The 26,027-nt window shown below is 57.3% G+C and carries 23 protein-coding genes; 21 read left to right on the top strand and 2 right to left on the bottom strand.

The features are described from left to right. The first annotated feature begins 188 nt into the window (after positions 1-188). The 4 genes from KHU33_RS06060 (at position 189) to KHU33_RS06075 (ending at position 4,618) form a co-directional block, all read left to right on the top strand. Positions 189-434, top strand: coding sequence for a hypothetical protein (locus tag KHU33_RS06060; protein WP_211461612.1), 246 nt, complete (start codon positions 189-191; stop codon positions 432-434). An 87-nt stretch (positions 435-521) separates the two neighbouring features. Further along, positions 522-1,550, top strand: coding sequence for a phosphogluconate dehydrogenase (NAD(+)-dependent, decarboxylating) (gnd, locus tag KHU33_RS06065; protein WP_211461613.1), 1,029 nt, complete (start codon positions 522-524; stop codon positions 1,548-1,550). Between the two features lie 48 nt (positions 1,551-1,598). After that, complete coding sequence (gene pgm, locus KHU33_RS06070; RefSeq protein ID WP_211461644.1) at positions 1,599-3,290, top strand: phosphoglucomutase (alpha-D-glucose-1,6-bisphosphate-dependent); 1,692 nt, start codon at positions 1,599-1,601, stop codon at positions 3,288-3,290. Next, positions 3,287-4,618 carry a glucoamylase family protein gene (locus tag KHU33_RS06075; RefSeq protein WP_211461614.1) on the top strand — a complete coding sequence of 444 codons (1,332 nt, stop codon included), beginning with the start codon at positions 3,287-3,289 and terminating at the stop codon, positions 4,616-4,618. The genes pgm and KHU33_RS06075 overlap by 4 nt, the downstream gene beginning before the upstream one ends. 227 nt (positions 4,619-4,845) lie before the next feature. On the opposite strand, the gene KHU33_RS06080 is transcribed toward KHU33_RS06075, so the two are convergent. Beyond that, complete coding sequence (locus KHU33_RS06080) at positions 4,846-5,463, bottom strand: glutathione binding-like protein (RefSeq protein WP_211461615.1); 618 nt, start codon at positions 5,461-5,463, stop codon at positions 4,846-4,848. 72 nt (positions 5,464-5,535) lie between these two features. Between KHU33_RS06080 and KHU33_RS06085 the strand changes: the two genes are divergently transcribed. From KHU33_RS06085 to KHU33_RS06095, 3 genes are read left to right on the top strand one after another with little or no spacing between them, the layout of a single operon-like run. Next, positions 5,536-6,153, top strand: coding sequence for a TetR/AcrR family transcriptional regulator (locus KHU33_RS06085; RefSeq protein WP_211461616.1), 618 nt, complete (start codon positions 5,536-5,538; stop codon positions 6,151-6,153). Positions 6,154-6,167: 14 nt separating this feature from the next. After that, positions 6,168-7,796: a gamma-glutamyltransferase family protein gene (locus KHU33_RS06090; protein ID WP_211461617.1), complete on the top strand. Its 1,629-nt coding sequence runs from the start codon at positions 6,168-6,170 to the stop codon at positions 7,794-7,796. A gap of 22 nt (positions 7,797-7,818) precedes the next feature. Then, positions 7,819-8,040, top strand: a complete 222-nt coding sequence (locus KHU33_RS06095; RefSeq protein WP_211461618.1) for a hypothetical protein — start codon at positions 7,819-7,821, stop codon at positions 8,038-8,040. A 317-nt stretch (positions 8,041-8,357) separates the two neighbouring features. Here KHU33_RS06095 and KHU33_RS06100 read toward each other — a convergent pair whose 3' ends face one another. After that, positions 8,358-9,071: a phosphatase PAP2 family protein gene (locus tag KHU33_RS06100; protein WP_211461619.1), complete on the bottom strand. Its 714-nt coding sequence runs from the start codon at positions 9,069-9,071 to the stop codon at positions 8,358-8,360. Positions 9,072-10,424: 1,353 nt separating this feature from the next. Between KHU33_RS06100 and epsL the strand changes: the two genes are divergently transcribed. The 14 genes from epsL (at position 10,425) to KHU33_RS06170 (ending at position 26,015) form a co-directional block, all read left to right on the top strand. Further along, complete coding sequence (gene epsL, locus KHU33_RS06105; RefSeq protein WP_230414086.1) at positions 10,425-11,726, top strand: XrtB/PEP-CTERM-associated polysaccharide biosynthesis outer membrane protein EpsL; 1,302 nt, start codon at positions 10,425-10,427, stop codon at positions 11,724-11,726. Between the two features lie 11 nt (positions 11,727-11,737). Next, positions 11,738-13,120 carry an undecaprenyl-phosphate glucose phosphotransferase gene (locus tag KHU33_RS06110; protein ID WP_211461620.1) on the top strand — a complete coding sequence of 461 codons (1,383 nt, stop codon included), beginning with the start codon at positions 11,738-11,740 and terminating at the stop codon, positions 13,118-13,120. Positions 13,121-13,148: 28 nt separating this feature from the next. Then, on the top strand, positions 13,149-13,676 hold the full coding sequence (locus tag KHU33_RS06115) for a hypothetical protein (RefSeq protein WP_211461621.1): 528 nt from the start codon (positions 13,149-13,151) through the stop codon (positions 13,674-13,676). A gap of 95 nt (positions 13,677-13,771) precedes the next feature. After that, the gene (locus tag KHU33_RS06120) at positions 13,772-14,773 is read left to right on the top strand and encodes an EpsD family peptidyl-prolyl cis-trans isomerase (RefSeq protein WP_211461622.1); all 1,002 of its coding nucleotides are present in this window, start codon (positions 13,772-13,774) and stop codon (positions 14,771-14,773) included. Positions 14,774-14,823: 50 nt separating this feature from the next. Then, positions 14,824-15,612, top strand: coding sequence for a polysaccharide export protein EpsE (epsE, locus tag KHU33_RS06125; protein WP_211461646.1), 789 nt, complete (start codon positions 14,824-14,826; stop codon positions 15,610-15,612). 97 nt (positions 15,613-15,709) lie between these two features. Beyond that, positions 15,710-17,101: a chain length determinant protein EpsF gene (gene epsF, locus KHU33_RS06130; RefSeq protein ID WP_211461623.1), complete on the top strand. Its 1,392-nt coding sequence runs from the start codon at positions 15,710-15,712 to the stop codon at positions 17,099-17,101. 29 nt (positions 17,102-17,130) lie between these two features. Beyond that, positions 17,131-18,012 carry a chain length determinant protein tyrosine kinase EpsG gene (epsG, locus tag KHU33_RS06135; RefSeq protein WP_211461624.1) on the top strand — a complete coding sequence of 294 codons (882 nt, stop codon included), beginning with the start codon at positions 17,131-17,133 and terminating at the stop codon, positions 18,010-18,012. A 49-nt stretch (positions 18,013-18,061) separates the two neighbouring features. Continuing rightward, positions 18,062-19,342 (top strand): polysaccharide polymerase, encoded by a 1,281-nt coding sequence (locus KHU33_RS06140; protein ID WP_230414087.1) that lies wholly within the window; start codon positions 18,062-18,064, stop codon positions 19,340-19,342. A 25-nt stretch (positions 19,343-19,367) separates the two neighbouring features. Beyond that, positions 19,368-20,489, top strand: a complete 1,122-nt coding sequence (locus KHU33_RS06145) for a glycosyltransferase family 4 protein (RefSeq protein ID WP_230414088.1) — start codon at positions 19,368-19,370, stop codon at positions 20,487-20,489. A 33-nt stretch (positions 20,490-20,522) separates the two neighbouring features. Beyond that, positions 20,523-21,623, top strand: a complete 1,101-nt coding sequence (locus KHU33_RS06150; protein ID WP_211461625.1) for an acyltransferase family protein — start codon at positions 20,523-20,525, stop codon at positions 21,621-21,623. Continuing rightward, positions 21,620-22,702 carry a glycoside hydrolase family 5 protein gene (locus KHU33_RS06155; RefSeq protein WP_230414089.1) on the top strand — a complete coding sequence of 361 codons (1,083 nt, stop codon included), beginning with the start codon at positions 21,620-21,622 and terminating at the stop codon, positions 22,700-22,702. Before KHU33_RS06150 ends, KHU33_RS06155 begins: the two co-directional genes overlap by 4 nt. 17 nt (positions 22,703-22,719) lie before the next feature. Next, positions 22,720-23,556 carry a glycosyltransferase family 2 protein gene (locus KHU33_RS06160; protein WP_230414090.1) on the top strand — a complete coding sequence of 279 codons (837 nt, stop codon included), beginning with the start codon at positions 22,720-22,722 and terminating at the stop codon, positions 23,554-23,556. Positions 23,557-23,673: 117 nt separating this feature from the next. Next, positions 23,674-25,155, top strand: coding sequence for a lipopolysaccharide biosynthesis protein (locus KHU33_RS06165; protein ID WP_211461626.1), 1,482 nt, complete (start codon positions 23,674-23,676; stop codon positions 25,153-25,155). 113 nt (positions 25,156-25,268) lie between these two features. After that, entirely contained in the window at positions 25,269-26,015 is a 747-nt protein-coding gene (locus KHU33_RS06170; RefSeq protein ID WP_211461627.1) for a WecB/TagA/CpsF family glycosyltransferase, read from the top strand. The last annotated feature ends 12 nt before the right edge of the window (positions 26,016-26,027 follow it).

The raw sequence follows: 26,027 nt of genomic DNA on the forward strand, positions 1-26,027 counted from the left end.
CCGAACTGCCCTCAAAGCCGCCAGGCCGGCAGCATGACGGATTGCCGGACGCATGATTGTGCTGCCGATATTTACAGTAGTAGTATTGAACAAAACATGCTCTGATCGGAAGCGCCGCGTTGGTTTTGACAGAGTATCAAGTCCAGTAGATGCCGGCATACCCATCTGCACACCGTCTGGAGACTGCAATGCATACCGAAACAATTGGCGAGTATGAAATCGAATACTCCGGAATCCAATTACCCGACAGCAGGGACTGGATTGCCAACCTGGTGATTTACGCCCCTTCCACCAATCCCATGCATAGAAACGATATTTTTCCGTCGCAACGGGTTGCGGTCGACGCCGTCTTTGCCAGCGAACAGGAGGCGGCGGCAGAGGCGCGTGCATTTGCCCTTTCATTGATAGAAAAAGGAAGAAAAAAACCGATCTGATAATGACGCTAAAGCGTAATGACAGCGCGCAATGACAGCTCGGCTTCGCCGGTTCCGGATAGGGATTGTTCAGCAAGGGGATGCACAATGCAGCTAGGAATGATTGGATTGGGGCGCATGGGCGCGAATATGGCGAAGCGCCTGGCCAAGGGCGATCATCAATGCGTAGTGTATGACTTGCATCCGGCTGCGGTCCAGGCGGCTTTGCAGCCTGGCGTGACCGGCGCTTCTTCATTGCCGGATCTGGTCGGCAAGCTGAGCAAGCCACGCGTGCTGTGGCTGATGCTGCCGGCCGCCGTGGTGGATCAGAACCTGGCTCTGCTGACGCCTTTGCTGGAGGCCGGCGACATCGTGATCGACGGCGGCAATTCTTATTACCGCGACGACATCCGCCGTGGCAACGAACTCAAAGCGCACAACATCCATTACGTCGACGTCGGCACCAGCGGCGGCGTCGCCGGTTTCGAGCGCGGTTATTGCCTGATGATCGGCGGCGATAAAGAAGCGGTGCAGCATCTGGCGCCGATTTTTTCCACACTGGCGCCCGGCGCCGGCGCCGCAAGCGCAACCCCCGGCCGCAGCAAACTTGAAAGCAGCGCAGAACAGGGTTATCTGCATTGCGGGCCGCAAGGTGCGGGGCATTTCGTCAAGATGGTGCACAACGGCATCGAGTACGGCATCATGGGCGCCTATGCCGAAGGCTTGAACATTCTGCGCAACGCCAATGCCGGCAAACGTAACGGCGATACGGATGCGGAAACAACGCCGCTGCGCCATCCGGAATATTATCAATACGAATTGGATCTGCCCGAGATCGCCGAACTTTGGCGGCGCGGCAGCGTGATCGGATCATGGCTGCTGGACCTCACCGCCGGCGCGCTCTTGAACGATCCGCAGCTGGAGCATTACGCCGGCCGCGTCTCGGATTCGGGCGAAGGGCGCTGGACGATCAACGCCGCCATCGACGAAGCGGTGCCGGCGCCGATTTTGAGCGCCGCGCTTTTTACACGTTTCAGTTCACGCGGCGAGGGCGATTTTGCCGATAAGGTATTGTCGGCGATGCGGCAAGGCTTCGGCGGGCATGTGGAAAAGCCGGCCAAGCCGCAAGGGGATTGATGGCGGCAGCGATAAAAGTATTACTTTCCACCGCCGAGGAAAAACATGATGAAAATAAGCCCCCTGGCTGGCAAGCCGGCGCCTTTGGCGTTGCTGGTGGATGTGCCGAAACTGGTCAGCGCCTACTACACGAATACTCCCGATCCGGAATTTCCCGAACAGCGGGTAGCTTTCGGAACCTCGGGCCATCGCGGCTGCTCTTTCGAGCATAGTTTTAATGAGGCGCATGTACTGGCGATCACCCAAGCCATTTGCGCCTACCGCAGCAAGCAAGGCATCAACGGCCCTTTATTTCTAGGCGTCGACACGCATGCGCTGTCAACTCCCGCTTGCGCCAGCGCGCTCGAAGTGCTGGCCGCCAACGGCGTCGATGTGATGCTGGCACAGGGCGATGAATACACGCCGACGCCGGCGGTCTCGCACGCCATCCTCAAGTACAACCGCAACCGCAACCGCAACCGCAACCGTAGCAGCGGCTTGGCCGACGGCATCGTGGTCACGCCTTCGCACAATCCGCCGCAAGACGGCGGTTTCAAGTACAACCCGCCTAACGGCGGCGCCGCCGATACCGATGTCACCGGCTGGATCGAGACTGCCGCCAATCAGCATCTGAGAAGCGCTCTCAAGGATGTCAAACGCATGCCGCTGGAGAGGGCGCTGCGGCTGGCCACCACCCATCGCTACGACTATCTGAGTACCTACGTGAATGAGCTTGAGCAGGTCATCGACATGGCGGCGATTCGCAGCGCCGGCATCCATCTCGGCGTCGATCCGCTGGGCGGCGCCGGCGTCCATTACTGGCAGCGGATTGGCGAACGCTACCGGTTGAACCTGAGTGTGGTCAGCGAGGAGGTCGATCCTGCCTTTCGCTTCATGACGCTGGATTGGGATGGCCGGATCCGCATGGATCCGTCATCGTCTTACGCGATGCAGCGCCTGCTTGGAATGAGGGATCGTTACGATATTGCCTTCGCCTGCGATACCGATCACGACCGCCACGGCATCGTCACCAAAAGCGCCGGCCTGCTGCCGGCCAACCATTATCTTGCGGTTGCCATCGATTATCTGTTCCAGCAGCGGCCGTTATGGCCGCAGGCGGCAAAGGTCGGCAAGACGGTGGTCAGCAGCCAGATCATCGATCGTGTCTGCGCCAGGTTGCAGCGCCAGCTGTACGAGGTGCCAGCCGGGTTCAAATGGTTTGCCGATGGCTTGAACGATGGTTCGCTCGGGTTTGGCGGCGAAGAAAGCGCAGGCGCAAGCTTTCTGCGGCATGACGGCGCGGTCTGGACCAGCGACAAGGACGGCTTGGCGCCGGCCCTGCTGGCGGCAGAGATCACGGCGCGCAGCGGCCGGGATCCGGGCGAAATCTATCGCAAACTGGCCGCCGGGCTGGGTGATCCTGTCAGCACCAGAGTCGAGGCCAGCGCCACGCCGGCGCAGAAAAAAATGCTGGCGGCGCTATCGCCGCAACAGATACAGTGCAGCGATCTGGCCGGTGAAAAAATTCAAGACATCCTCAGCCAGGCGCCGGGCAACCGCGCTGCGATTGGCGGTGTCAAAGTGGTCACTGCGAGCGGCTGGTTTGCGGCGCGGCCGTCGGGCACGGAAGACATCTACAAGATCTACGCCGAAAGTTTTCTCGGCGAAGATCACTTGCAGCGCATCGTGCAGGAGGCGCAAGCAATTGTCGATGCGGCGCTGGCAGGCAGTCCGCAATCGCCATCGGGCGTCAGCACATGAACCGGAAAGCGCTGACGATACCGGCTGAGCTGGATATGCTGCAGCGCGAATCGTTCAGTTATTTCATGCACGAGACCAATCGCTGCAACGGCCTGGTGATCGATAAAACCGCGCCTGGATGGCCCGCCAGCATTGCCGCCGTGGGCCTGGCGCTGGCGGCGTATCCGGTGGCGGTGGAGCGTGGCTTCATCTCACATGCGGCGGCGCTCAAGCGGGTGCTGCGGACCCTGCAATTTTTCTGGAACAGTGCGCAAGGGCCGCAGCCGGACGCCAGCGGCTACAAGGGTTTTTATTATCACTTCCTGAATATGCAAACCGGCCGCCGCGCCTGGCAATGCGAGCTGTCGACCATCGACACTACTTTTCTCCTGGCCGGCGCGCTCACTGCGGCCAGCTATTTCGATGCAGCCAGTGCTGCCAGTGCAGATGAAGCGGAAGTGCGGCGGCTGGCTGAAGCGCTGTATCTGCGGGTCGACTGGCCGTGGGCGCAGAATGGCGGCGAGGCGGTATCCATGGGATGGAAGCCGGAGTCCGGATTCTTGCCTAACCGCTGGGACGGCTACGACGAAGCGTTGCTGTTGTACCTGCTTGGACTTGGTTCGCCGTCGCACCCGCTGCCGGCGGATAGTTATTGCGACTGGACGGCGGCCTATCAGTGGCAGCATAGCTACGGCTACGATTATTTCTATTCCGGGTCCATGTTCACCCATCAGCTATCGCATATCTGGGTGGATTTCCGCGGCATACAGGACAGCCCCATGCGCAGCAAAGGCATCGATTATTTCGAGAACAGCCGCCGCGCCACCTTGGTTCAGCAGCAATACGCGATAGCCAATCCCGGCGGCTTTGCCGGCTACGGCGAGTATTGCTGGGGCATTACCGCCAGCGACGGCCCTGGTCCGGCGGTACTTGAGGTCAACGGCGTCAAGCGCGAGTTTTACGACTATGTGGCGCGCGGCGTGCCGCATGGCCCCGACGACGGCACCATCGCACCGTGGGTGGTGGTGGCCTCGCTGCCATTCGCACCCGAAATCGTGTTGCCGACCATCGCCTATTTCGTCCATCAGGTCGCCCTGAAAACCGGCAATCCCTATGGCTTCAAGGCGACCTTCAACCCCAGCTATCCATGCAATTGCGCCAACCCATACGGCTGGGTATCGCCCTGGCATTTCGGCATCGACCAGGGGCCGATCATTTTGATGATAGAGAACTATCGCAGTGAAATGCTATGGGACTTGATGCGCAACTGCCCGTATATCGTCACCGGTTTGCGCCGTGCCGGATTCAGCGGCGGCTGGCTGGGAACGGAGAATGGCAAGGGAGTTTGATGAGAGTGGTGCTGGTATGTTTCCCGACCGCCAGCCCCGGTAGTCCGATATTTACTATCGCTAAGCTTGCACTACCAGGCTTCGGAGGCCGGGTAGGGAAGATGGGGGGTACTGTAGCTAATCGCCATGGGTTTATCTGTTCGCTGACTAACATAGAAAAAATTATTTTTTCTAAATCAATTGCAGATGCTTATCCGGATTTGGCCATGGCGTGCTTGTTGCCGCTCTCAGGATTTTGCGCGATACAGAGCCAGTTCTTCTGCCAGCGCCTTGGCTATGCTGGGACGTTGCAACTGCCTTGCGTAATAGTCTTTGACTTGCGGCCATTGCGCCAGATCGATGGCGCAATGCGGTGTCCAGTTGAGCACGGCGAACAGGTAGGCGTCGGCTACGCTGAAACGGTCGAGCAGGAATTCGTGTGTCGTGAAATGCTCTTGCAAGTGGTCGAGACGCAAGGCGACTTGTTCACGTGCGTAAGCTTTTACCGGTTCAGAGGCGTCCGGATCGAGCAGCGGGGAAAACACGGCTCTGTGCAGTTCGGTGCTGATGAAACCCAGCCATTGCTGCATCCTGGCGTGTTGCAGCCGGTCCGTCGGTGCTAGTTGCGCTTCAGGGAAATGTTCTGCGACGTAGGGCAGGATAGCGGTGTTCTCGGTCAGCAGCGAGCCGTCGCCGGTGCGCAATACCGGTACTTGCCCGAGCGCATTGATGGCGTAAAAATCGGAGCCGTCCTGTAATTTTTTTTGTTTGAGATCGACCTGGATATAGCCGACTTTTGCATCCGCCTCATAGAAGGCAATCCGGGTCGCCAGCGAACAGGCGAGTGGAGAAAAGTATAGATTCATCTGGAACTCCCATAGGTTATGTTTTTGTACTATAGTGTACAAAAATACCTTCGTCAATTATTTTTATACTATATGGAACAAAAAGAAAACAAACGTGCCCGCGGCCGGCCGCGCGCTTACGATCCGGAGCAAGCCTTCTCTAGCGCAAGGGATGTGTTCTGGCGCTCCGGTTATGCCGGCAGCTCGCTGGATGACCTGAGCGCGGCCACCGGCATGAACCGGCCCAGCTTATACGCAGCGTTCGGCGACAAACACGCGCTTTACCTGCAAACGCTGGATCGTTATATCGAGGCCAGCCGCCAGAAGATGGATCAGATCCTGGCCGCCGATCTGCCCTTGGCGCAAGCTTTGCAGCGCGTGTACGACCTGGCGCTGGCGATGTATCTGCCGTCCGGCGACGATGCGCGCGGTTGCCTGCTGATCGGCACCGCAGCGACGCCGGCGGTGGCGGATATCGAAGTGCGCGACAGGCTGGGGGATGGCTTGCGCAGTTTCGACCAGGCGTTTGAGATACGCTTGCAACAGGCGCTGGAGCAGGGCGAACTGGCGGCCGGCGCGGAACCGGCGCTGCTGGCGAAGCTGGCCTCGGCGATTTTGCATACCTTGGCGCTGCGTTCGAGAGCAGGCGATACGCGGGCGTCGCTGGAGGCGACTGCAGCGGCTGGCGTCAAGCTGATTTGCGGCGCTTAGAGAATAGAGAAAACATGTTCAGCTTCGATCCCAATCACTATCCTTACCCCTCCCGCCGCACTGCGGTATACGCCAAACGCGGCATGGTCGCCACTTCGCAGCCGCTGGCGGCGCAAGCCGGGCTGGCGGTGCTGCAAGCCGGCGGCAACGCGATCGATGCGGCGATCGCCACCGCCGCTGCGCTGACGGTGGTCGAACCGACTGCCAACGGCATCGGCGGCGACGCCTTTGCACTGATCTGGCATGCGGGCGAATTGCACGGCTTGAACGCCAGCGGCGCTGCGCCGCTGGCAATCTCGATAGACAAGCTGCGCGCCGCCGGCCATCAAAGCATGCCGAAGTATGGTGCGCTGCCCATTACCGTACCCGGCGCGCCGGGCGCATGGGCCAGCATGGCAGAGCGTTTCGGCAAGCTGCCGCTGCAGCGTTCCATGGCCGGCGCCATCGCGCTGGCGCAAGACGGTTATCCGGTGTCGCCGACGGTGGCGTTTGCCTGGCAGCAGGCATACAAATTATTTCGGCAAGAATTCAAGGATGCCCATTTTCAAGCCTGGTTCGCTACTTTCAGCATGGATGGCATAAATGGAATAGGCGGCCGCGCGCCCCACGCCGGCGAAGTCTGGCATGCGCAGGGTCATGCCGATACCTTGCGCGCGATTGCTGCCGACAATGGCGCTAGCTTCTATCGTGGCGCACTGGCGCAACAGATTGCCGCTTGCGTGCGCGCCGCCGGGGGTTATCTGGATAGCGCCGACCTGGCGGCGTACCAGCCGCAATGGGTGACGCCGATCAGCAGCAATTATCGCGGTGTCGATGTCTGGGAAATGCCGCCCAACGGCCACGGCCTGGTGGCCTTGCTGGCCCTGAATATATTGAAGGGCTTCGATTTCAGCGAACGCGATACCTTGTTGACCTATCACCGCCAGATCGAAGCGATCAAGCTGGCTTACGCCGACGGCCTGGCGCATATCGCCGACAGCGGGCATATGCGGGTCGCGGTCGAGGATTTGCTGTCCGATGCTTATGCCGATGAGCGGCGCAAATTGATAGGCAAGCGCGCGGCATTGCCGCTGGCCGGCCAGCCGTCGCGCGGCGGCACGGTGTACCTGAGCACCGCCGACGACGAGGGCAATATGGTGTCCTTCATCCAAAGCAACTACATGGGTTTCGGCTCCGGGCTGGTAGTGCCGGGAACCGGCATCGCCCTGCATAATCGCGGCAACAATTTCACGCTCGACGCCGCCCATCCGAATTGCCTGGCCCCGGGGAAAAGACCGTATCACACCATCATTCCGGGCTTTTTGACCAGGGATGGCAAGGCGGTCGGCCCGTTCGGCGTGATGGGCGGTTTCATGCAGCCGCAGGGACATGTGCAGATGGTCATGAACACGATCGACTTCGGCCTCAATCCGCAATCCTCGCTGGACGCCCCGCGCTGGGAATGGGAGGGGGCTAATAATGTCAGCATCGAGCATGGCAACCCCGAGCATCTGTTCCGCGGCTTGCGCGGCCTTGGACATGATGCATCGTGGTCAGCCAACCAGCTCGGTTTCGGCCGCGGCCAGATCATCTGGCGCGATCGGCACGGCGTGTTATGCGGCGGCGCCGAGCCGCGCACCGACGGTTGTGTGGCGGCTTGGTAAATCCAACCTGACTGGAAAAATCGTGGCGGGCAATGCCGCGGACGCATTTTCCAATTTGCCGCCGCCCGCAAGTCAGATCGCATCGGTAAGCGCTAAGGCAGCTTTTGTCAGCGGCTTTTCAAGCGTCTTGTATTTTGCGGCGCTGCTTGCGGCAATCAGTAGCCTGCTGGTCTTCGTGCTGACAAAGCCGGTTCGTGTCAAACGGGAAATGAGCGATCGTGCAAATGCAGTAATAAGTGAATAGATGGCAAGCAGGCGGCGAGCACCATAGCTGTCCGACTAGCGATATGTGAGGAGATTCTAGCCGTCCAGTGCTATCTGCAAAGTGACAGGGCTATTGATGAATCTACTCACATATCGGTAGTCAATTGCGCGATAGTCAACTGCGCGACAGTCAACCGCGCGCCAGTCAGGTACGAATCTGGAACAGATCTTAGCGCCAAATTATTACAGGCGTTTGACATTGTGATCGGGCGGGCGAAATTCACTCGCATCACATTCCTGATTTACTGAGATGGACCGGGCGCCTGGGCCATCGCTTCGGCATGCAAAGCCTCGCTACTACCGCGGAAAGTATTTGATGATTCCTTCGAGCAGCATGCGAACGTCACTGAACATCGTAGCTATTTCAAAGGTGATGATGAACAGCGCGGCCTGAAAGGCAGCCGGGTAGCGATTCAACAGCATATCGCAGCGCCGGCCATAGAGTTTGACCACGCTGGCGCGAGTGCTGAGTGCGACACACGCTATTCCCAACAGTCCGCCCGCGAGAATATCGGTAGGGTAATGCAAGCCCAGATACACCCGCGGCAGCGCAATAAAGATCAGGGTATAGAGATAGAGCAGGGATCCGCTCATCCTTGAAATCAGAAAAATCCCGGTAGCGAGACTGAAAAACAAAGTGGCGTGATCGCTAGGGAAAGAATTCCAGATATACAAAGCCTGGCTCTCCGGCGCCGCCAGCCCGATGTACGTGTGAGAGGGCAGTGCCGCGTTGGCAAAGGGACGCGGCTGATAGGCGCCCATATTGTTCGCGGCTCTGGCAATGAAGACGGCAACCACGCAGCCGATCAGGGTCGCGATAATGATTTCCCTGGTGTTCGATTTTGGATCCGTATCCCTGAACCAGAAATACCAAAGTATGGCCATGAAGGGTATGCCCTTGAACAGATCGGATCCGGAAATATAGTGAACGATCTGATTGAAGGGCGCCGACATCGATGTGAATTGCCCCAGCCAATTCATCACAGAAAGATTCAGATAATTGTTCCACATGATAGCCAGTTCCCCTTAGTAATACTGTTTGAATTGCAGACGCCAGTACTCGGAGCATATGCCGTCTTGTTGGTTCACTTCGTTTTTCTTCATCAGCATCTGCTGCGGGTAACTTACCACCGAGATGCGGCTTTCGCGCGTAATTTTGTTGCCTTGGATAATCATTTTTGACGGGGGTGAATATTTTACGAATTTGTGCCTTGCACAATTAAATATCTGAACGATACTAAGGGCTAATAGCGATCTTCTAAATCACTTGCAAACCGCGATAGTGCATTGCCAAATGGAAATGCAGTGATGCTGGCCTATGAAAATCGGATAAATAATATCTCATACATTTCTATAGTATTTCGCATTCTGTTTTTTTTTATTTTAATTATATGGTCAGCCGGAAATGCCCATTCTGTAAGGGTTTGGCAAAGGTTCGCATTCGACATTTTTACTTGCGAGCATGTCAGATCTCAAGATTTTCCGTGCGAGCAATGTTGGTTTTCCGCATTCTTTTTCGATCAACACCTTAGTTGTTAATGTGAAAACCGATGTGCTACAAGATGTAAAAAAACGGGTCTTGAATGAACTCACGACATAAATTGAAGTCCCTACGTGGTGTGCTTATGTTGTGTTGCACCATGCGTTGCACAGCTTCCGCATAACGCCTTTTCATGTCGAAAAGTCGGAGCAATTTCTCGTCCCCCGCTTTTAAAAAAAGTGCTGGCCATGGGAGTCCGTTCCGGCTTTGCTCAGATTCCTGATATCCGCCAGTACCTGGTGAGATAAGCATTTTGTTGAAGGAAAGATCATGCAAAAAAACCTCTCCCTGATGCGCCACGCGTCAGACTTCAATTCCAATTCCGTCAGAGCAATGAGGCTTGCAGCTGCCTGTAAGGCAAGTGCGAAACCGATGCCTGTGTGACAAACATCGCGCAGGGGTTCTTGCATAAGCTGCAAATGCTCTCTGCATCCTATCCATTATTTTTTCTCCTGCTTCTGTAGTTGTCTTTGGCGCATGTAGAGATAGATGCGATAGACGCCGGGTAGATGTAGATGCACGGCCTTTACGCGGTTTCAATCCCTCCATGACAAATGACGGCGCTAATAGTTTGTGTTGTGTGTGTGCTTGCGCACGGAGTCCGGCGATCTATTGGTTTACTTTGCGTATTGCAATCGCAGCCTGCTTGAAATTTTTGTAATCAAGCGATGCTTCGCCCGTTCTCAGTCTTCCGACAGAACTGAACTGATTTTTAAACGACTGTTTCCGCCGTTTTTTTTGAGCCGGAAAAGAGCTTTATCAAATGATCGGTGAAGTTGAATCGATAAATTTTTGGTGCAGCGATGCACTGGAAAAGGTGTGTAATGAACAGACGATCAAAACCGCGCGCGGAACACCGTGCAGAATTTCTCCGCTTGTCATGGAAAGCCATTTTCCTGATACCGATATGTTCCTGCGTGCCGGCATTGGCCGGCGCTAACGACCTGGTGCCTACGGATACCATGCCGCCGCCGGATGTGATCGTGGCAGCGCCCGATTCCGTCAAGCCGTATGCGGGCTATGGCGTCAGCTACGACGATAATCTGCTGGAATTGCAAAATTCTGCCGCCGCGCAAGCCATGGGGATCGGCAGCGATCTTTCGGATATCACGCGCCGGCTGCAGTTCGGCCTCGCCGTCGACAAGAGCATCAGCCAACAGCATCTGACGGCGAACTTGAATGTCGCCAAGGTCGATTACGACCGGTTCCAGCAACTCGATCACCTGGACAAGAATCTAGCCGCCAATTGGAACTGGCATGCGGGACCGCATGTAGAGGGCAATGCCGGCGTCACTTATTCGCAGGGGCTTACCCCTTTCATCGATTTCCATTTGCTGGAAAAAAATCTGCGCACGCAAGAAAGCGCCTATGTTGACGGCTCCTGGCTGTTCCATCCGAGCTGGCGGGTACACGCCGGTCTGGTACACAGCAAATTGTCGTATGACCTGGCGTCGCAGCAGCCGGCCGACAACTCGCAGAACCAAACCGAAGTGGGGCTCGACTATCTGGCCGCCAGCGGCAGCACCGTCGGCGTTCAGCTGCGCCACACACGCGCTGATTTTCCGAATCCGGAAATAGACGCCGGTACGCAGGTGTTCAACGGTTATAACCAGGACGAAATAAAGGGCAAGGTTGACTGGCAGTTGAGCGGCAAGACGAAGCTGCACTTTTTAGGCGGCTGGGTCAGCAGAAAGCAAGACGCATCTTCTGTCAGAGATTTCAGCGGCATAAATTCGCGGGTCTCCGCCGACTGGTCGCCCACCGGAAAAATCGACCTTACCGTCGCCGGCTGGCGCGAGATCGGCGCCGTGGATGATCTGTCCACTGTGTATTCCCTGAATCACGGCGCCAGCGTTGCGTCGGCTTGGCAGTACTCCGAAAAGATCCGCATGGTTGCGCAATTCAAATATCAGAAGCGGGATTTCAGCCAGTCAATGGCGTCCGGCACGCCCGGTTCGCCGAATCAAAACGACGTGCTGCGCAACACGGCGCTGACGATGATTTACAACCCGACACTACGCTGGCAGGTCCAGTTGTCGGGCATCCGCAGCACGCGCGCCTTAACCAGCACGCCAGGCGGGTATGTGAATAACGGCGTAATGCTGAACACGCGCTTTGCATATTGAGGTAGGGAAAAATGACCGAGAATGACATCCCGCTGGTTTCCTTCTTCAAACGCCTGCTCGATCCGGCCATTATTCTTGGCTCCTTGTATCTGGTCATTCTGGCAAAGGATGAAGTGCTCACCGGCGATTACCTGGTTCTGATGATTATCGCCTTCTTCATTTCCTCGTATATCTACGAACAGATTGACCTGTACCGCACTTTGCATATCGGCAAGCAGCTCGGGTATGCCGGCGATATCTTCTTCGGCTGGCTGATTATCGCCGCCGTTCTGATGTTGATGGGGCAGGTGACAGGGCTGCGCTATGAGTTTTCCGACGGCGTCATCTGGACCTGGTTTGCGCTGGCGCCTTTCGCGCTGCTGCTGAGCCGCTCGACGGCGCATATGCTGGTATTCAGATTTGGGAAAAAACTTGAAGTCCGGTCGGCAGTGATCGTCGGCTCCAACGAGCCCGGCGCCGATATTCACAAGTGCCTGACCTCAGGCAGCAACGCTGGCATCGATTTGCGCGGATTCTTCGATGATCGCGATCAAGCCAGCCGGCCGTCTGACTTGACCGGTCCCTATCTCGGCCCCATCGCAGAAGTTGGGTCGTATGTACGCGAACACAAGATCAAGACCATCTTTATCTGCTTGCCAATGTCGGCGCAGCCGAGGGTGCTGGCCTTGATGGACGAATTGCGGGATACCACGGCTTCGGTGTACTTCGTGCCCGACATCTATACCTTCGGACTGATACAGGCGCGCCTCGATCATGTCGGCGGCATCCCGGTAATCGGCATCTGCGAAACCCCATTCACCGGTCTGCGCGGCGTGGTGAAACGTGGCAGCGATATTGTCCTGGCGCTGCTGATCCAGATCATCCTGCTGCCGGTCATGCTGGTGATTGCGATAGGCGTAAAACTTTCTTCGCCGGGCCGGATCATTTTCGCCCAGCGCCGATACGGCTTGAACGGAGAAGAAATCGTGGTCTATAAATTTCGCTCGATGGCCGTCACCGAGGACGGCGCCGTGGTCAATCAGGCAAAAAAGAACGATGCGCGCGTGACCAAATTCGGCGGCTTTCTGCGCCGCACATCGCTTGACGAATTGCCGCAGTTTTTCAATGTATTGCAAGGCCGCATGAGCATCGTCGGTCCGCGTCCGCACGCTGTCGCCCACAACGAGATGTATCGCAAGCTGATCCAGGGCTACATGTTGCGGCATAAGGTGAAACCGGGAATTACCGGATGGGCGCAGGTGAACGGCTACCGCGGCGAGACCGATACCTTGGACAAAATGCGTTCGCGGATTGAATTCGATCTGGAGTATTTGCGTAACTGGTCGTTGGCGCTGGACCTGTGGATCATCTTCCGCACCATCAAGGAAGTGTTGAAAAAAGACAGCGCGTATTGAATCCGATGATTTTTTTGGGAGAAATATCATGCAAAGAACCATGTTGTTGATGAGCTTCGCACTAGTGGTTTCCAGCAATGCAGCACTGGCGGCAACTCCGGTTTTTCAAATCAATACGCCCGAGGCCGGCGTCCAGCGCCTGCTGGCAATCGATGCTTATCCATCCAGCGCCGGGCGCGCCAATCCGGGCGAGGCGACGCCAGCCACATTGGCAACGCCTCCGGTGCGATCTGCTTCGACCGTTTCCCTTGTTCCGGGCTCAAGCGGAGAAGCGAGCGATGAATGGCGCGGCGCGGTTCCCGTTGCAGTGACTTTTTCACGCAGTGCCGATGACGGCGGCCGGCCTAGAAAAATAACTTCCAGTTTGAGCAATCCGGACGACTTGCTGTTTTATTTCCTCAAGGATTTCCAGGCCCAGCCGCGGCAAAAGCCCGAGCGCTGGGCATTGCTCCTGGTCGGGCTCTGCTTCGTGCTGTATCAGGTACGCCGTCGTCCCATGCGGACCTCTATCGGTTTCTTTTCCGGGTCGAGACCTATTGGGCAGCTTAGTGTTTGATGCCTTGCTTGATGCTTCGCCAGGCAGCAGTTCTCACCGGCTCGAAACATGGAAAGTGGTTTTATGAAATCCGATTTACTGATAGGAGTCGACTCTTGAGTTGCTCTGAACGATTCGACTATATGCCTCCTGTCATGGGCGGCCTGTTTAGCGGCGTGCTGCGCGGAAAAGGCATGGCCGCCCTGATGCTGCTTGCTGCAATCAGCTTGACGGCTTGCGGCGACCAGAAAAAAAAGACCGGCAAGATACTGGCCAGAGTCAATGGCGATGAAATCACGGCACAGCAGCTTGACGCAGAGTTGCAGCATGCGAGCGGTGCGGCGGAAGAAAAGGGCACGCAGCGGCCGGCGCGCAAGCAGGTCCTGGAAGCGTTGATTGACCGCCAGGTTTTGCTGGAGGAGGCGCTGCGCAAAAAGCTCGATCGCGATCCGAAATTGCTTCAAGTTATCGAGCGCTTCAAGACGCAAGCGATTGTGCAGGCGTATCTGGAAGCCAAGGGAGAGAGCCTGGCCAAGCCTTCCAAAGCGGAGATCGACGCTTATTTTCAAGATCACCCGGAATTATTCGCGCATCGCAAGGTTCTGGATATCGAACAATTAGCCATAGCCGCACAAGATTTCAGCGAGCCGCTCAAAGCGGAGATGGACACGGCAAAGTCGTTGAATCAAATGGCCGCCTGGCTGGAGCAGCACAACGTCGCGTATGTGAAAACCCAGCTTACCTACTCCAGCGCCGACCTGTCGGCGGAGATTATCGGAAAAATCAAGAAGCTGGGCAGGAATCATTTATTTGTGATGCAAGACGGCCAACAGGCTCTGCTCTGTGCACTGACTGAATTAAGAGAGAGCCCGGTCACGGGAGATATCGCCAGCGCGCAGATCGAGCGCTATCTGCTGAACAAGAAGATGCAAGAAGTTGCCGCCGCAGAAATCGCGCGTTTGCGTTCTTTGGCGAAACTTGAATACGTCGACAAGAGCGCCGGGCTGGCTGCGGAAGAATCGCCGGCGCCAGCCGGTTTGCCCGGCAAGCAAAGTGCCGCTGCAGAGAACCGGAACCGCGGCCGCGAGATGGCGGAAGTCAAGGCGGAAGTCAAATGAGCAAGATGAAGATGTGGCAGGGAAAATAATTTAACAGGATGACGATAATGATGAAACAAGTCTACGCATGCCTGCTGGCGACGCTGCTGGCAATTTACGCGATCTCCGCGGCGGCGGCCGATACGCCGCTAGGGGCGGGCGACGCCTTGAAAATTTCCGTATTCGGGAATCCCGATTTGAGCCTGGAGACAAAAGTCAGCGAAGCGGGAAGCATTACATTCCCGCTCATCGGCGATGTCAGTATCGGCGGCCTGTCTACCGCCGACGCTGAAAAGAAGATCTCCGGCCTGCTGACAGGCGGCGGCTTCCTGCGCAAGGCGGAAGTCAACATCATGGTCACCGAGCTGCAAAGCCAGCAGGTGTCGGTGCTCGGCCAGGTGCTGCATCCGGGCCGCTATCCGGTCAGCGGCAAGCGCAGCGTGACCGACATGCTGGCGGTGGCGGGCGGCGTCGGCCCCGAAGGCGGCGATAGCGCTACTGTGGTCCGCACCCGCAATGGAAAAACCACCAAGCAGGTCGTCAATCTGGCTGAAATGATTCAGTCGGCCGATATGAAATCGAATCTTGACCTGAGCAACGGCGACGTGGTTTACGTGGAGCGCGCTCCCAGGTTTTATATCTACGGTGAAGTGCAGCATCCCGGCGGCTACAAGCTGGAACGCAATATGACCGTGATCCAGGCGCTGTCGGTCGGCGGCGGCCTGACGCCGCGCGGAACCCAGCGCGGCATGCGCATCAAGCGCCGCGACGCCAAGGGCAACCTGCAGGAGATAGATGCGAAACAGGACGAAGCGCTGCAGGCGGACGACGTTGTGTATGTGAAAGAGAGCTTGTTTTGATCTATCTCATTGAGGCTGATGCCTTGCGTTCTGTATTGCGTTTTGAATTGCGTTTGGCATTGACTTTTTTCCATGCCATTACCGGAGAGGAGCTCCCATGACTTTTTCTCAGCTTCTAATCATTCTGCGGGCTCGCTACAAGGTCATTTTATTGACATTGCTGGTGACGATAACTGCCACCGCGGCCGTCAGCCTTGCGCTGCCAAAAATCTACAAGACCTCAACCACGCTGCTGCTCAATTACAAGGGCACCGACCCGGTGTCCGGCCATGTCCTGCCGGCGCAGCTGGTGTCCGGCTACATGGCGACCCAGATCGATATCGTCACCAGCCGGCGGGTCGCCTTGAAGGCGGTCGACAATCTTGGACTGGCGCAGCAGCCAGGCTTTAAGCAGCGCTTCCAGAAATTCGCGAACGGCAATGGCTCGATCCGCGAATGGCTGGCCGATTCCTTGCTGAAGATGGTGGAGGTATCGCCGTCGCGCGAAAGCAGCATGATCGAAATCACCGCCAAGGGCAGCGATCCGGCATTTGTCGCAGCGGTTGCCAACGGCTTTGCGACGGCTTACCAGCAACTCAATCTGCAAATCAAGGTTGAACCTTTGCAGCAGGCCGCCAAGTATTTCACCGAACAGGTCAAGACCTTGCGCGCCGACCTGGAACAGGCGCAAAGCAAGCTATCCAAATACCAGCAAGAGCATGGCCTGGTCAGTACCGACAACCGTCTCGACGTCGAATCGGCGCGCTTGAACGATTTGTCCAGCCAACTGGTGCAGGCGCAGGGGCAGGCAGCGGAAGCGTCGTCGCGCGGCAATCAGGCGATGGGCAGCGGCGGCAGGGACTCGCCGGATGTGATATCGAACACGCTGATTCAAAATCTGAAATCGTCATTGGCGCAGGCGGAAGGAAAATTCGCCCAGCTATCCAAGAATCTGGACGTAAATCATCCGCAGTACCAGGCCGCCAAAGCCGAGGTCGACCGGCTGCGCGCCGAGCTCAACAGCAATATCAGTGCAACCAACAACGGCGTTGCGAATAACGGCCGCATCTTGCGCCAGCGCGAGGCGGAGGTGCGCGCCGCGCTGGCCGCCCAGACGGCCAAGGTGCTGCAGCTCAACCGCGCTCGCGATGAGCTGTCGGTGATGGTCAAGGATGTCGAAAGTGCGCAGCATGCATACGACGCCGCCAATCTGCGCCTGACGCAGAGCGAACTCGAAGGACAGTCGAATCAATCCGATGTCTCGGTGCTCAATCCGGCGGCGGCGCCGATGTTTCCGGTCAGCCCCAATGTGGCGTTGAACGTGGTGCTGTCGGTAGTGCTCGGCGCCATGCTTGGACTGGCCTTGGCGGTGCTGGCTGAACTGGCGAACCGGCGCGTGCGCTCCAGCGCCGATCTGGTCAACGTCCTGAAGGCGCCGGTACTCGGCAGCATCACCTGGGGCAAGCAGCCGAGAAGATTCGGATTCTCCAAATTATTTTTATCGCAATGAACGCGCGCAAGCTGGAAAGGTTGGACAAAATGAGCAATCCGGTAAGTTCTATCGCCAGTGCTGCCGCGGCGTCCCGCAGGGACGTCAACATGGGCCGCATGCTGGTCGAGCAGGGCAAGATGACGCTGGAAGAAGTGGAAAGCGTGCGCCGTCTGCAAAAGGCCGAGGGGCTGCGCTTCGGCGAGGCGGCGCAACGCCTGGGGCTGGTTAGCGAGGCTGATATCCAGCAGGTGCTGGCGCGTCAATTCGATTACCCCTATCTGCAGGCGGGCAGCGGCAATTATCCGTCGACGCTGATGGCCGCCTATCAGCCGTTCAGCGCGGAAGTGGAAATGCTGCGCTCGGTGCGCAGCGAGTTGATGCTGCGCTGGTTCCGTCCAGGCCGCAAGACCCTGGCGATTGCCGGCGTTAACTCGGGGGACGGCGCCAGCCTGCTGGCGGCAAATCTGGCCGTCGTGTTTTCGCAGCTCGGCGAGCAGACGCTGCTGGTCGATGCGAATTTGCGCCATCCACGTCAGCACAAGATATTCAATCTGGCCGCCGAGAGTGGGCTGGGGCTGGCCGATGTCCTGGCCGGGCGCGCCGGCCTGGACATGCTGGCGATGGCCGAATCGTTCATCGACCTCTCGCTATTGCCGGCCGGATCGCTGGTGCCCAATCCTCAGGAACTGATCAATCGCTCCAGCTTCGTCCTTATGAATGAAACCTTGTGCGATCGTTTCGACATCATTCTGTATGACACGCCGGCGTTCTCTAGCGCAGCCGATGTCTTGACCATTGCCGCCCGCGCCGGCGGCGTGCTGCTGGTGGTCCGCAAGGATCATACCCGCATCGCCGATCTCGCCGCTTTGAGCGATCAGTTCCGGCGCAGCGGCACGGAAGTCGTCGGCTCGGTGATGGTGAGTTTCTGATGAGAGCGTGAACGGATATGAGTCAGAACATAAATCAGGACATAAGCGTATGAATTTTTATTCAAACATCAAGAATTTCATTTTCCCTGGCCAAGCCGGTTCGCCCTTGCCGGCGGGGCGGATGGCGTTCTGGATTCTGATGTTCGCGCTGGTGTATCAGGCGGTCTTATGTGCGGTTCATACGAATGTTCATGCCATTTCCGTTGCCGGCGTGGGACTCGCCGAAGCCCTCATCTACATCGCATGCATCGCCATTCTGATCAAGCGCATCCGGCTTGAATTCGTTGCCGTTGCAAGCTTGGTGGCCGCCTACCTGCTCCTGATGGCGATCTTGCGCAATCAGCTGGACCCGAAAGGATTCAGGGATGTGATGATTCCTATCCTGTTCTATGGGCTCGGACGGGAAATCGGCGATGTCAACTATACCGATCGCCTGCTGAAGCTGATGGTTTTGGTGGTGCTGGCTTTCGGATTCTTCGAATTGTTCTTCCTCGACTGGTTTTCGCGGGTCTTCAATATTTTTTCCTATTACGTCAACCAGGGCGGCCTGGCTGCCGGATCCAACTGGGCAAAAGACAGCGTGCTGGGCTTGAACGGCATGCGGCCCGAAGGAATCGGGCGCACGATCTTGCCTTCGCTGATTGGCAACCACCGGATTTCGTCGATCTTTCTGGAGCCCGTTTCACTCGGCAATTTTGCGGTCATCGTCGCCGCCTGGGGCTTGTCGAAGCGGCGCGACGAGATCAAGGAAATGATTTTTTTCCTGCTGGCCGCCGTCACCATGATTGCCTTGAGCGATTCGCGCTACGGCATGATCACGGTTGCCGCGCTGCTTGTGATGCGCTGCCTGCCGCTGGGCCGAAACTATGCCTGGATGATCGTTCTCCCTTTACTTAGCGTGGCGCTGCTATTGCTGCTCGCGACGGTGTTTGGCGGCCACTACAGCGACAGCGTCCTGGGCCGTCTTTTCGTGAGCGGCAAGACATTGTCGAATCTGGATCTGGGCATGATATTCGGCCTCGACGGATTCAATATCAGTTTCGGCGACATGGGCTATCCCTCTTTGCTCACGCGGCTCGGCGCGCTGCTATGCATTTTTCTATGGGGCGTGTTCTGGATGCTGAAGATGGCAGACGAGAGAGGCGACCGGTTCCGCGCCTACATCACGCTGTACATGTCTCTGATCCTGTGCGTCAGCGGCACTTCTCTGTTCGCGTTGAAAACCGCCGGCATTCTGTGGTTCCTGGTCGGCTGCGCCGCCGGCCGTCCGAAGGACGTTCTGGCGGCGTCGCCTGCAACCGCAACCGCCTCACAACCGTCTGCCATCTAACATGAAACCAAAACAGGAAGCAAAAATGTCTATTAAAGTCGTGCACATCGTGCGTCAGTATGCGCCGTCCATAGGCGGCATGGAAGACGTGGTCCAGAATATCGCCCGCCAGCAGCGCGAGCACCACGGCCAGATTCCCAAGATCGTCACGCTCAACCGGCTGTTCAGAAACTCTGCCGAATTTCTCGCTCCTGAAGCGCAGGTCAACGGCGTTGGCGTGGTGCGGCTGCCGTTCCACGGCAGCAGCAGATATCCGCTTTGTCCTCAGGTGCTGGAGCATGTGGCGGACGCCGATGTGATTCATGTGCATGGCGTCGATTTCTTTTTCGACTATCTGGCGCTGACCAAGTCCTTACATCGGCGGCCCTTGGTTGCTTCGACGCACGGCGGCTTTTTTCATACGAAGTTTGCGTCGAATCTGAAAAAAATCTACTTCAATACGGTAACCCGCGCTTCGTCCATGGCTTACGACAAGATCATTGCCACCAGCGATAACGATGGCGATATCTTTAAAAAAATCGTCAAGCCGCCAAAACTGGCCGTGATTGAAAACGGCGTCAACGTCGAAAAATACAGCGGCCAGGCGGCGTCCGCGCCGAAGCAGACGCTGATCTATTTCGGCCGCTGGTCGGTCAACAAAGGTTTGCTGGAAACACTGGCCTTATTCAAGCAACTGGCCACGCGCGAAGCAGGCTGGAAGCTGATCATCGCCGGCCGCGAATACGATCACACGGCCGAGGAACTGCGCGCCGTGGTGGCTCAGCAGCAGCTTGGCGGCCTGGTGCAGATAGTGCCGAATCCGGCCGATCACGAACTGGCGGCGCTGATCGGACAATCCAGCTATTTCATCTGCCTGTCGCGGCATGAAGGTTTTGGCATCGCGCCGATTGAAGCGATGAGCGCCGGACTGACGCCGGTGTTGAGCGACATCCCGCCGTTTCGCCATCTGATCGAACAATCAAGGATCGGACTGCTGCTGGCGCCAGGAAACGGCGCAGACAATATCGCCGGCCTCTTGAAATTGCATGCGGAAACGCAAGCGGAATATGCGCTCAGACGGGTGCAGGTGCAGCAGTTCGCGGATCGCTATAACTGGCGGCGGATAGCGGATAAATATGTCGATGTTTACAAGAGGCTGGTGGCTTAAACCCACCTGAACTGAAGATATCTGATGGCGGCCATGGATAAAACAAGAATCGATGCAATCACAGGCTTGCGCGGGCTGGCGGCGCTGCTGGTTGTGTACGGCCATTCGGTGGACTGGTTTTCCCTGCCCTGGAAAGTCAATTTTTCCGGCGAAATCGGCGTGATGATTTTCTTTTCATTAAGCGGCTTCCTGATGGCCTATCTGTATCTTGGAAAGAAATTTTCGGTCCTGAGCGTGACCGATTACGCGTTTTCCAGGTTTTCAAGAATTGCGCCGGCCTATCTTGTCATCCTCCTGTTCTCTTATTTCATCTACACCGGCATCGATCCGAATTTCGTATATGGCATATCGAGCAAGAACATCCTTCGTCACATTCTGTTTTCGGGCAATGTGTCGGTGTTCTGGAGTATCACGCCCGAAGTCGAATTCTATTTCCTGTTCGTCCTGGTGTGGGCCGCTGCCAGCCGCTACCTGACGCGCTTCGATATCCTCGGACTGGCATTCCTGACCTTTGGCGGCATGATTCTCTTGTCGTATCGGGATGTCTTTCCAGGCACCTTTGTCGGCGCAAAACTGCATTATTTTCTGTTTGGCGTGATCGCCGGAATAATCCGTTCGAAAATCAAGGCCGAGAACCAGGGCCGGACATCGCTCATCATCCTGCATGGCTTGTTGCTGGCCGCGATGGTCTTGATGGAGAGCGGGTGGATAGCCCTTCCTTTTTCCAGCAACAAGGAGTTTTATAGCAGCATATTGACCGCCGTCTTCGGTTCCTTCCTGGTCTTCGGTTTTTCGTTTCCATCCGCGCTGGGCGGATTTTTCTTCGAAAACCGGGCGATTGTTTTATGCGGTGAGTGCAGCTTCTCGATTTATCTGCTGCACATGCCGATCATTTATCTCTGTCATAAATTTTTTCCGCTGTCGTCTTCACCCCTGTTTCAGATTGCCTTCCTGATCCCCTTTGTGGTTCTGCTGCTGCTGTTCTCATGGCTCAACTATCAACTGGTGGAAAGGCCCGGAGCACGGCTGATCAAATCCATGGGCAATCTCTTCAAACGAAAATTCATTCCGCTCTTTCCGCTGGCGACCCGCGCCCAACCTCAACCCCTCTCCGTTGAAAGTGAGACCAGATGATGAAATTCTTGCCGAATCTGTTGTCGCATCGGGCGCGTGGCAGCGCCTGCCCGCCGCCGCCAATCTGGCGCCGGGCGTTAGCCATAGCGCTGGCCCTCGGATCGATCCTGTTGTGCGATCTGGCGGCCGCCAATTGCCTGGACGGCAAACGCATGGCCGGCGTCAATCTGAGCGGCGCCGAGTTCGCTGCGGATAAATTGCCAGGGACTATCTTCAAGGATTACGTCTATCCCGATGCTGCCGACATGCGCCATTTCCAATCGCTGGGCATGAATACTTTTCGCCTGCCGTTCCTGTGGGAACGGCTGCAACCGCAATTATTCGGCGCACTTGATGCGGCTGAATTGCAGAGGATAAAGGACAGCGTAGCTTCCGCGCAATCGCTGGGAGTCTGCGTGGTTCTCGATGTCCACAATTTCGGCCAGTATCGCGGCAATCCTATCGGTTCGTCCGAGGTGCCGCGCGCGGCTTTCTACGATTTGTGGCGGCGCTTGCTGGCGGCGTTCCCGGACTCCGCCAGCACGGCGTTCGGCCTGATGAATGAACCGGCCAAACTGCCGGTGGCGACCTGGGCCTCCATTGCGCAGGAGACGCTTAACATCTTGCGCCGGCGCGGCTCGAAACATCTGATTCTGGTTCCCGGCGGCGGCTGGAGCGGCGCCCATTCGTGGGATGCGAAAGATAACGGCGTCTCGAACGCCGATGCATTCCGCGCGTTTCACGATCCTGCGAATAATTACATGATCGAAGTACATCAATACGCAGACGCCGATTTCTCTGGAACCGCCAACACCTGCATCGACCCCGCACGCCTGAGCGCGATCATGGCAAACCTCACGCTATGGGCCAACTCGACCCGGCAGCGCCTGTTTCTGGGCGAGTTCGGTGTCGCCGTCAACGACCAGTGCTTAAAGGCCCTGACCGCAATTCTGGATGGCATGCAAGGCAGTTCTGCCTGGGGCGGCTGGACTTACTGGGCCGCCGGCAAGTGGCTGGGGACTTATCCATTCAGCCTCCAGCCCGACAGCAACGGCGACAGGCCGCAAATGGCAATTCTGAAAAATTACATGGCGCCTTAACAGCAAAAGGAATCTAGATGAAATTTTCATTGGTGTTAGCTACGGTAGGACGCTCCGACGAAGTCGCCAGGCTTTTAGCATCGCTGGACGCTCAGGATTATCGGAATTTCGAATTGATCGTGGTCGATCAAAACCACGACGACAGGCTGGTGCAGATGCTGGCTGCGTATCGCGAGAGGTTTCCGGTCCGGCATCTGCGCTCGGCCGTGCGTGGCGTGTCGCGCGCACGCAATGCCGGCCTGGAGTTCGCCGATGGCGACGTGATTACCTTTCCCGACGACGATTGCTGGTATCCGGACGGTTTGTTGCAAGAGGCGGCCACCGTATTGAACAGCCATCCTGAACTGGATGGAATTACCGGACGTTTCACCGATGGCGAAGGCCGTACCGAGGGGCGCTGGCTGGAAAGCAGCGTCTTGCTGAATCGCTATAACGTGTGGCGCGGCGCGATTGAATTCAGTATTTTCCTGCGCCGCCGCGTGGTCGATGCAGTCGGCCGGTTCAACGAATCGCTGGGAGTCGGCGCCGGCACGGCTTGGGGGGCAGCGGAGGGCACCGATTATCTGCTGCGCAGCCTGCGGCATGGCTTCAAGCTGAAATTCCTGGTCGAAATGACCTTGCACCATCCGGTCAAGACCAGCGATTTCGATCTCAACGCCTGCGACCGGCAAAAGAAATATGAGACCGGGATCGGCCATGTGATGCGGATCAACGATTATCCGCCCTGGTATTTCCCGGGTACCTGCCTGCGTACTTGCTGCGGGATGCTATTCGCGATGGCGAGGGGCGATTTCCCGAAGGCGCGCTTCAAATACGTCAGCGTGCTGGCGCGCGTGCAGGGCTGGCGTGGTTAGGGCCGGCATGCTGCGCGCCGCCCAATCGAGGCGGATGGAGAGAGCGGCGGAAGGAATGGCGGAAGGAGCGGGGGAAGGAACATCCATGCTGGAAATTCTTACAGAAACGGGAGTCCGATGAGTCAGAACAACCCCGGCGGCGGCCTGGCGTCCGGATCGATCTGGTCGATCGTGGATAACCTCGCGCAGCAAGTCCTGTCATTCGCTGTCTTTGCGGTTCTGGCGCGCTTTCTGACGCCGGACGCCTTCGGCTTGCTGACGATTGCCCATCTCTTCATTTTGTTCACCCGGCTGGTGGTGTTCGACGCCATCGCCATGCCCGTGGTGCGTACCGCCATACCAGACGACAGGCTGTATTCCTGGGTATTTACGTGTTGCACGGTAGTTGGCTTGCTGCTGGCCGGAGCGATGTTTTTTTCGGCAGGCGCGGTTTCGTCCCTGTTTCGCGCGCCGGAACTGAAAACGGTGTTGCAGGGCATGAGCGTCTCAGTGCTGTTTTTCGGCCTGGTGCGGGCTTATGAGGCGCGGCTGGTGCGCAACATGATGTTCCGGCAGCTTGCAATCCGTTCGATTTTTTCGGTAACCGCCGGCGGTGCTATCGGCATCGTGCTGGCGGCCAGCGGCTGGGGGGCGATGTCGCTGGTGGTGCAGCAGGTAACGGCGTCGGGCCTGGCTTTGGTGCTGGTCGTGATGCAGAGCCGTTGGCTGCCGCGGGTGGTCTTTGACAGCGTGCTGACACGCAAATACTGGAGCGATATCCGGCAGGTGGGGCTGAGCGGCATTCTGGGATTTGCCAACGCCAATGGCGACTCCCTGCTGGTCGGCATTTTTCTGGGGCCGTACGCCACCGGCCTGTACAACCTGGCGAAGCGCATGACCTCGGCTGTGTACCTGGTCATCTCAAGCTCCATGCACAGGGTCGCGCTGCCGGTGTTCTCCGACGCCGGGACGGACCTGGCTGCGCTGCGCCGCGGATATCTGAAAATTCTCGGCATCACGCTGTTTTGCGTTGCCCCCTTGCTGTGTTTCCAGGGCGTGCTGGCGATGCCTTTGGTCGTGGCTGTTTTCGGCGAAAAATGGTTGCCGGCGGCGCCGACCGTTGGCGCTCTGGCGCTGCTGTATCTGATCTCGTCGATTGTGCAATTGAATGATTACTTGTTCTTCGCAATGGGAAAAAATCGCATTCCGGTGCTGCTTGGCGTCGCGCAATTGACGCTGGCGACCGTGCTGGCCGCGGTCTTCTACCGATTCGGCCTGCTCGGCATGAGCCTGTCGTTTTGCGCTGCCTACCTGCTGGTGTTTCCGGTGTCGCAACGGCTGCTGAACCGGGCGCTTGGCTTGAGCCTGCGCATGGCGTGGTACGCGCTGGCGCCGCCGCTGGTGGGAAGCGTGATTTTGTTTCTGGGTCTAGGCGCCTATTTGTCGCTGATGCCGCAGCACTTCGCCAATGTGACCTTGGTCGGCGGTGGAATTCTGCTTGCCTGTTTGCTGTATCCGTTCATGGTGATCGTCACAGGATGGCGCATCAGAGCGGTCAACGGTTCCTGGCACGGATTGGTGCTTTCGCTGACCCGGCTGCGCCGTTTCTTTGCGCGGTGAGCTGCAATGCGGCGGCATGATGGTTCGAGGCCGAATAGCCCTGATTAAGGTTGACTGAGGCTGAATAAGATTCCGGCATTTTTTTAAGTATTGCTGTTATGAAGGAGCTGTCCATGAAAGCGGAAAAGATCATTCCGATCGCCGGTTATCCGGTGGTTAAAACCACTTCACCGGTGTTGACCAGGTACCTGTTGCGCACGGTGTGGGCCAATAAAAAGGCGACGCTGTTTTTTGCCAACGCCAATTTTATTGTTCAATGCCGCAGCCTGCTTGACAAGATCAAGAGAGGTTCGGTGACAGTTGTGAATGACGGCGTTGGCATGGATATCGCGGCATTTCTGTTTCGCCGCGAAGCATTCAAGGAAAACCTGAACGGCACCGATTTCATGCCGCAGCTATTTTCCGCTGCGAGAAGGCCGATGCGCGTGTTTATGCTGGGCGGCAAGCCGGAGGTGCTGAAAAAATCCGCGGATCATGTCAGCACGGCCTTGAACCAGACGGTAGTCGGCTGCTGCGACGGCTACCACGGCATGACAGCCAATCGCGCAACGCTGGTTGAGTCGATCAACCGCTCGCAAGCACAAGTTGTGCTGGTGGCGCTTGGCAATCCGATTCAGGAAGAGTGGATTCTCGCCCACCGCCAGTCCCTCAATGCAAATGTGGTTATCGGTGTCGGCGCGCTGTTCGATTTCTGGAGCGGCGACAAGCCGCGCGCGCCGCTCCTGGTGCAGCGCATCCGCCTCGAATGGCTGTATCGGCTGTGCCTTGAGCCGCGGCGATTATTGCGCCGCTACACCATCGACATCATGACGTTCCTGATTTTGTGCAACAAATATCGCGAAGGCAATCGCCAGACTTGAAGTGGATGGTTG

The sequence above is a fragment of the Collimonas silvisoli genome, assembly GCF_018305005.1.
Classification (GTDB): domain Bacteria; phylum Pseudomonadota; class Gammaproteobacteria; order Burkholderiales; family Burkholderiaceae_D; genus Collimonas; species Collimonas silvisoli.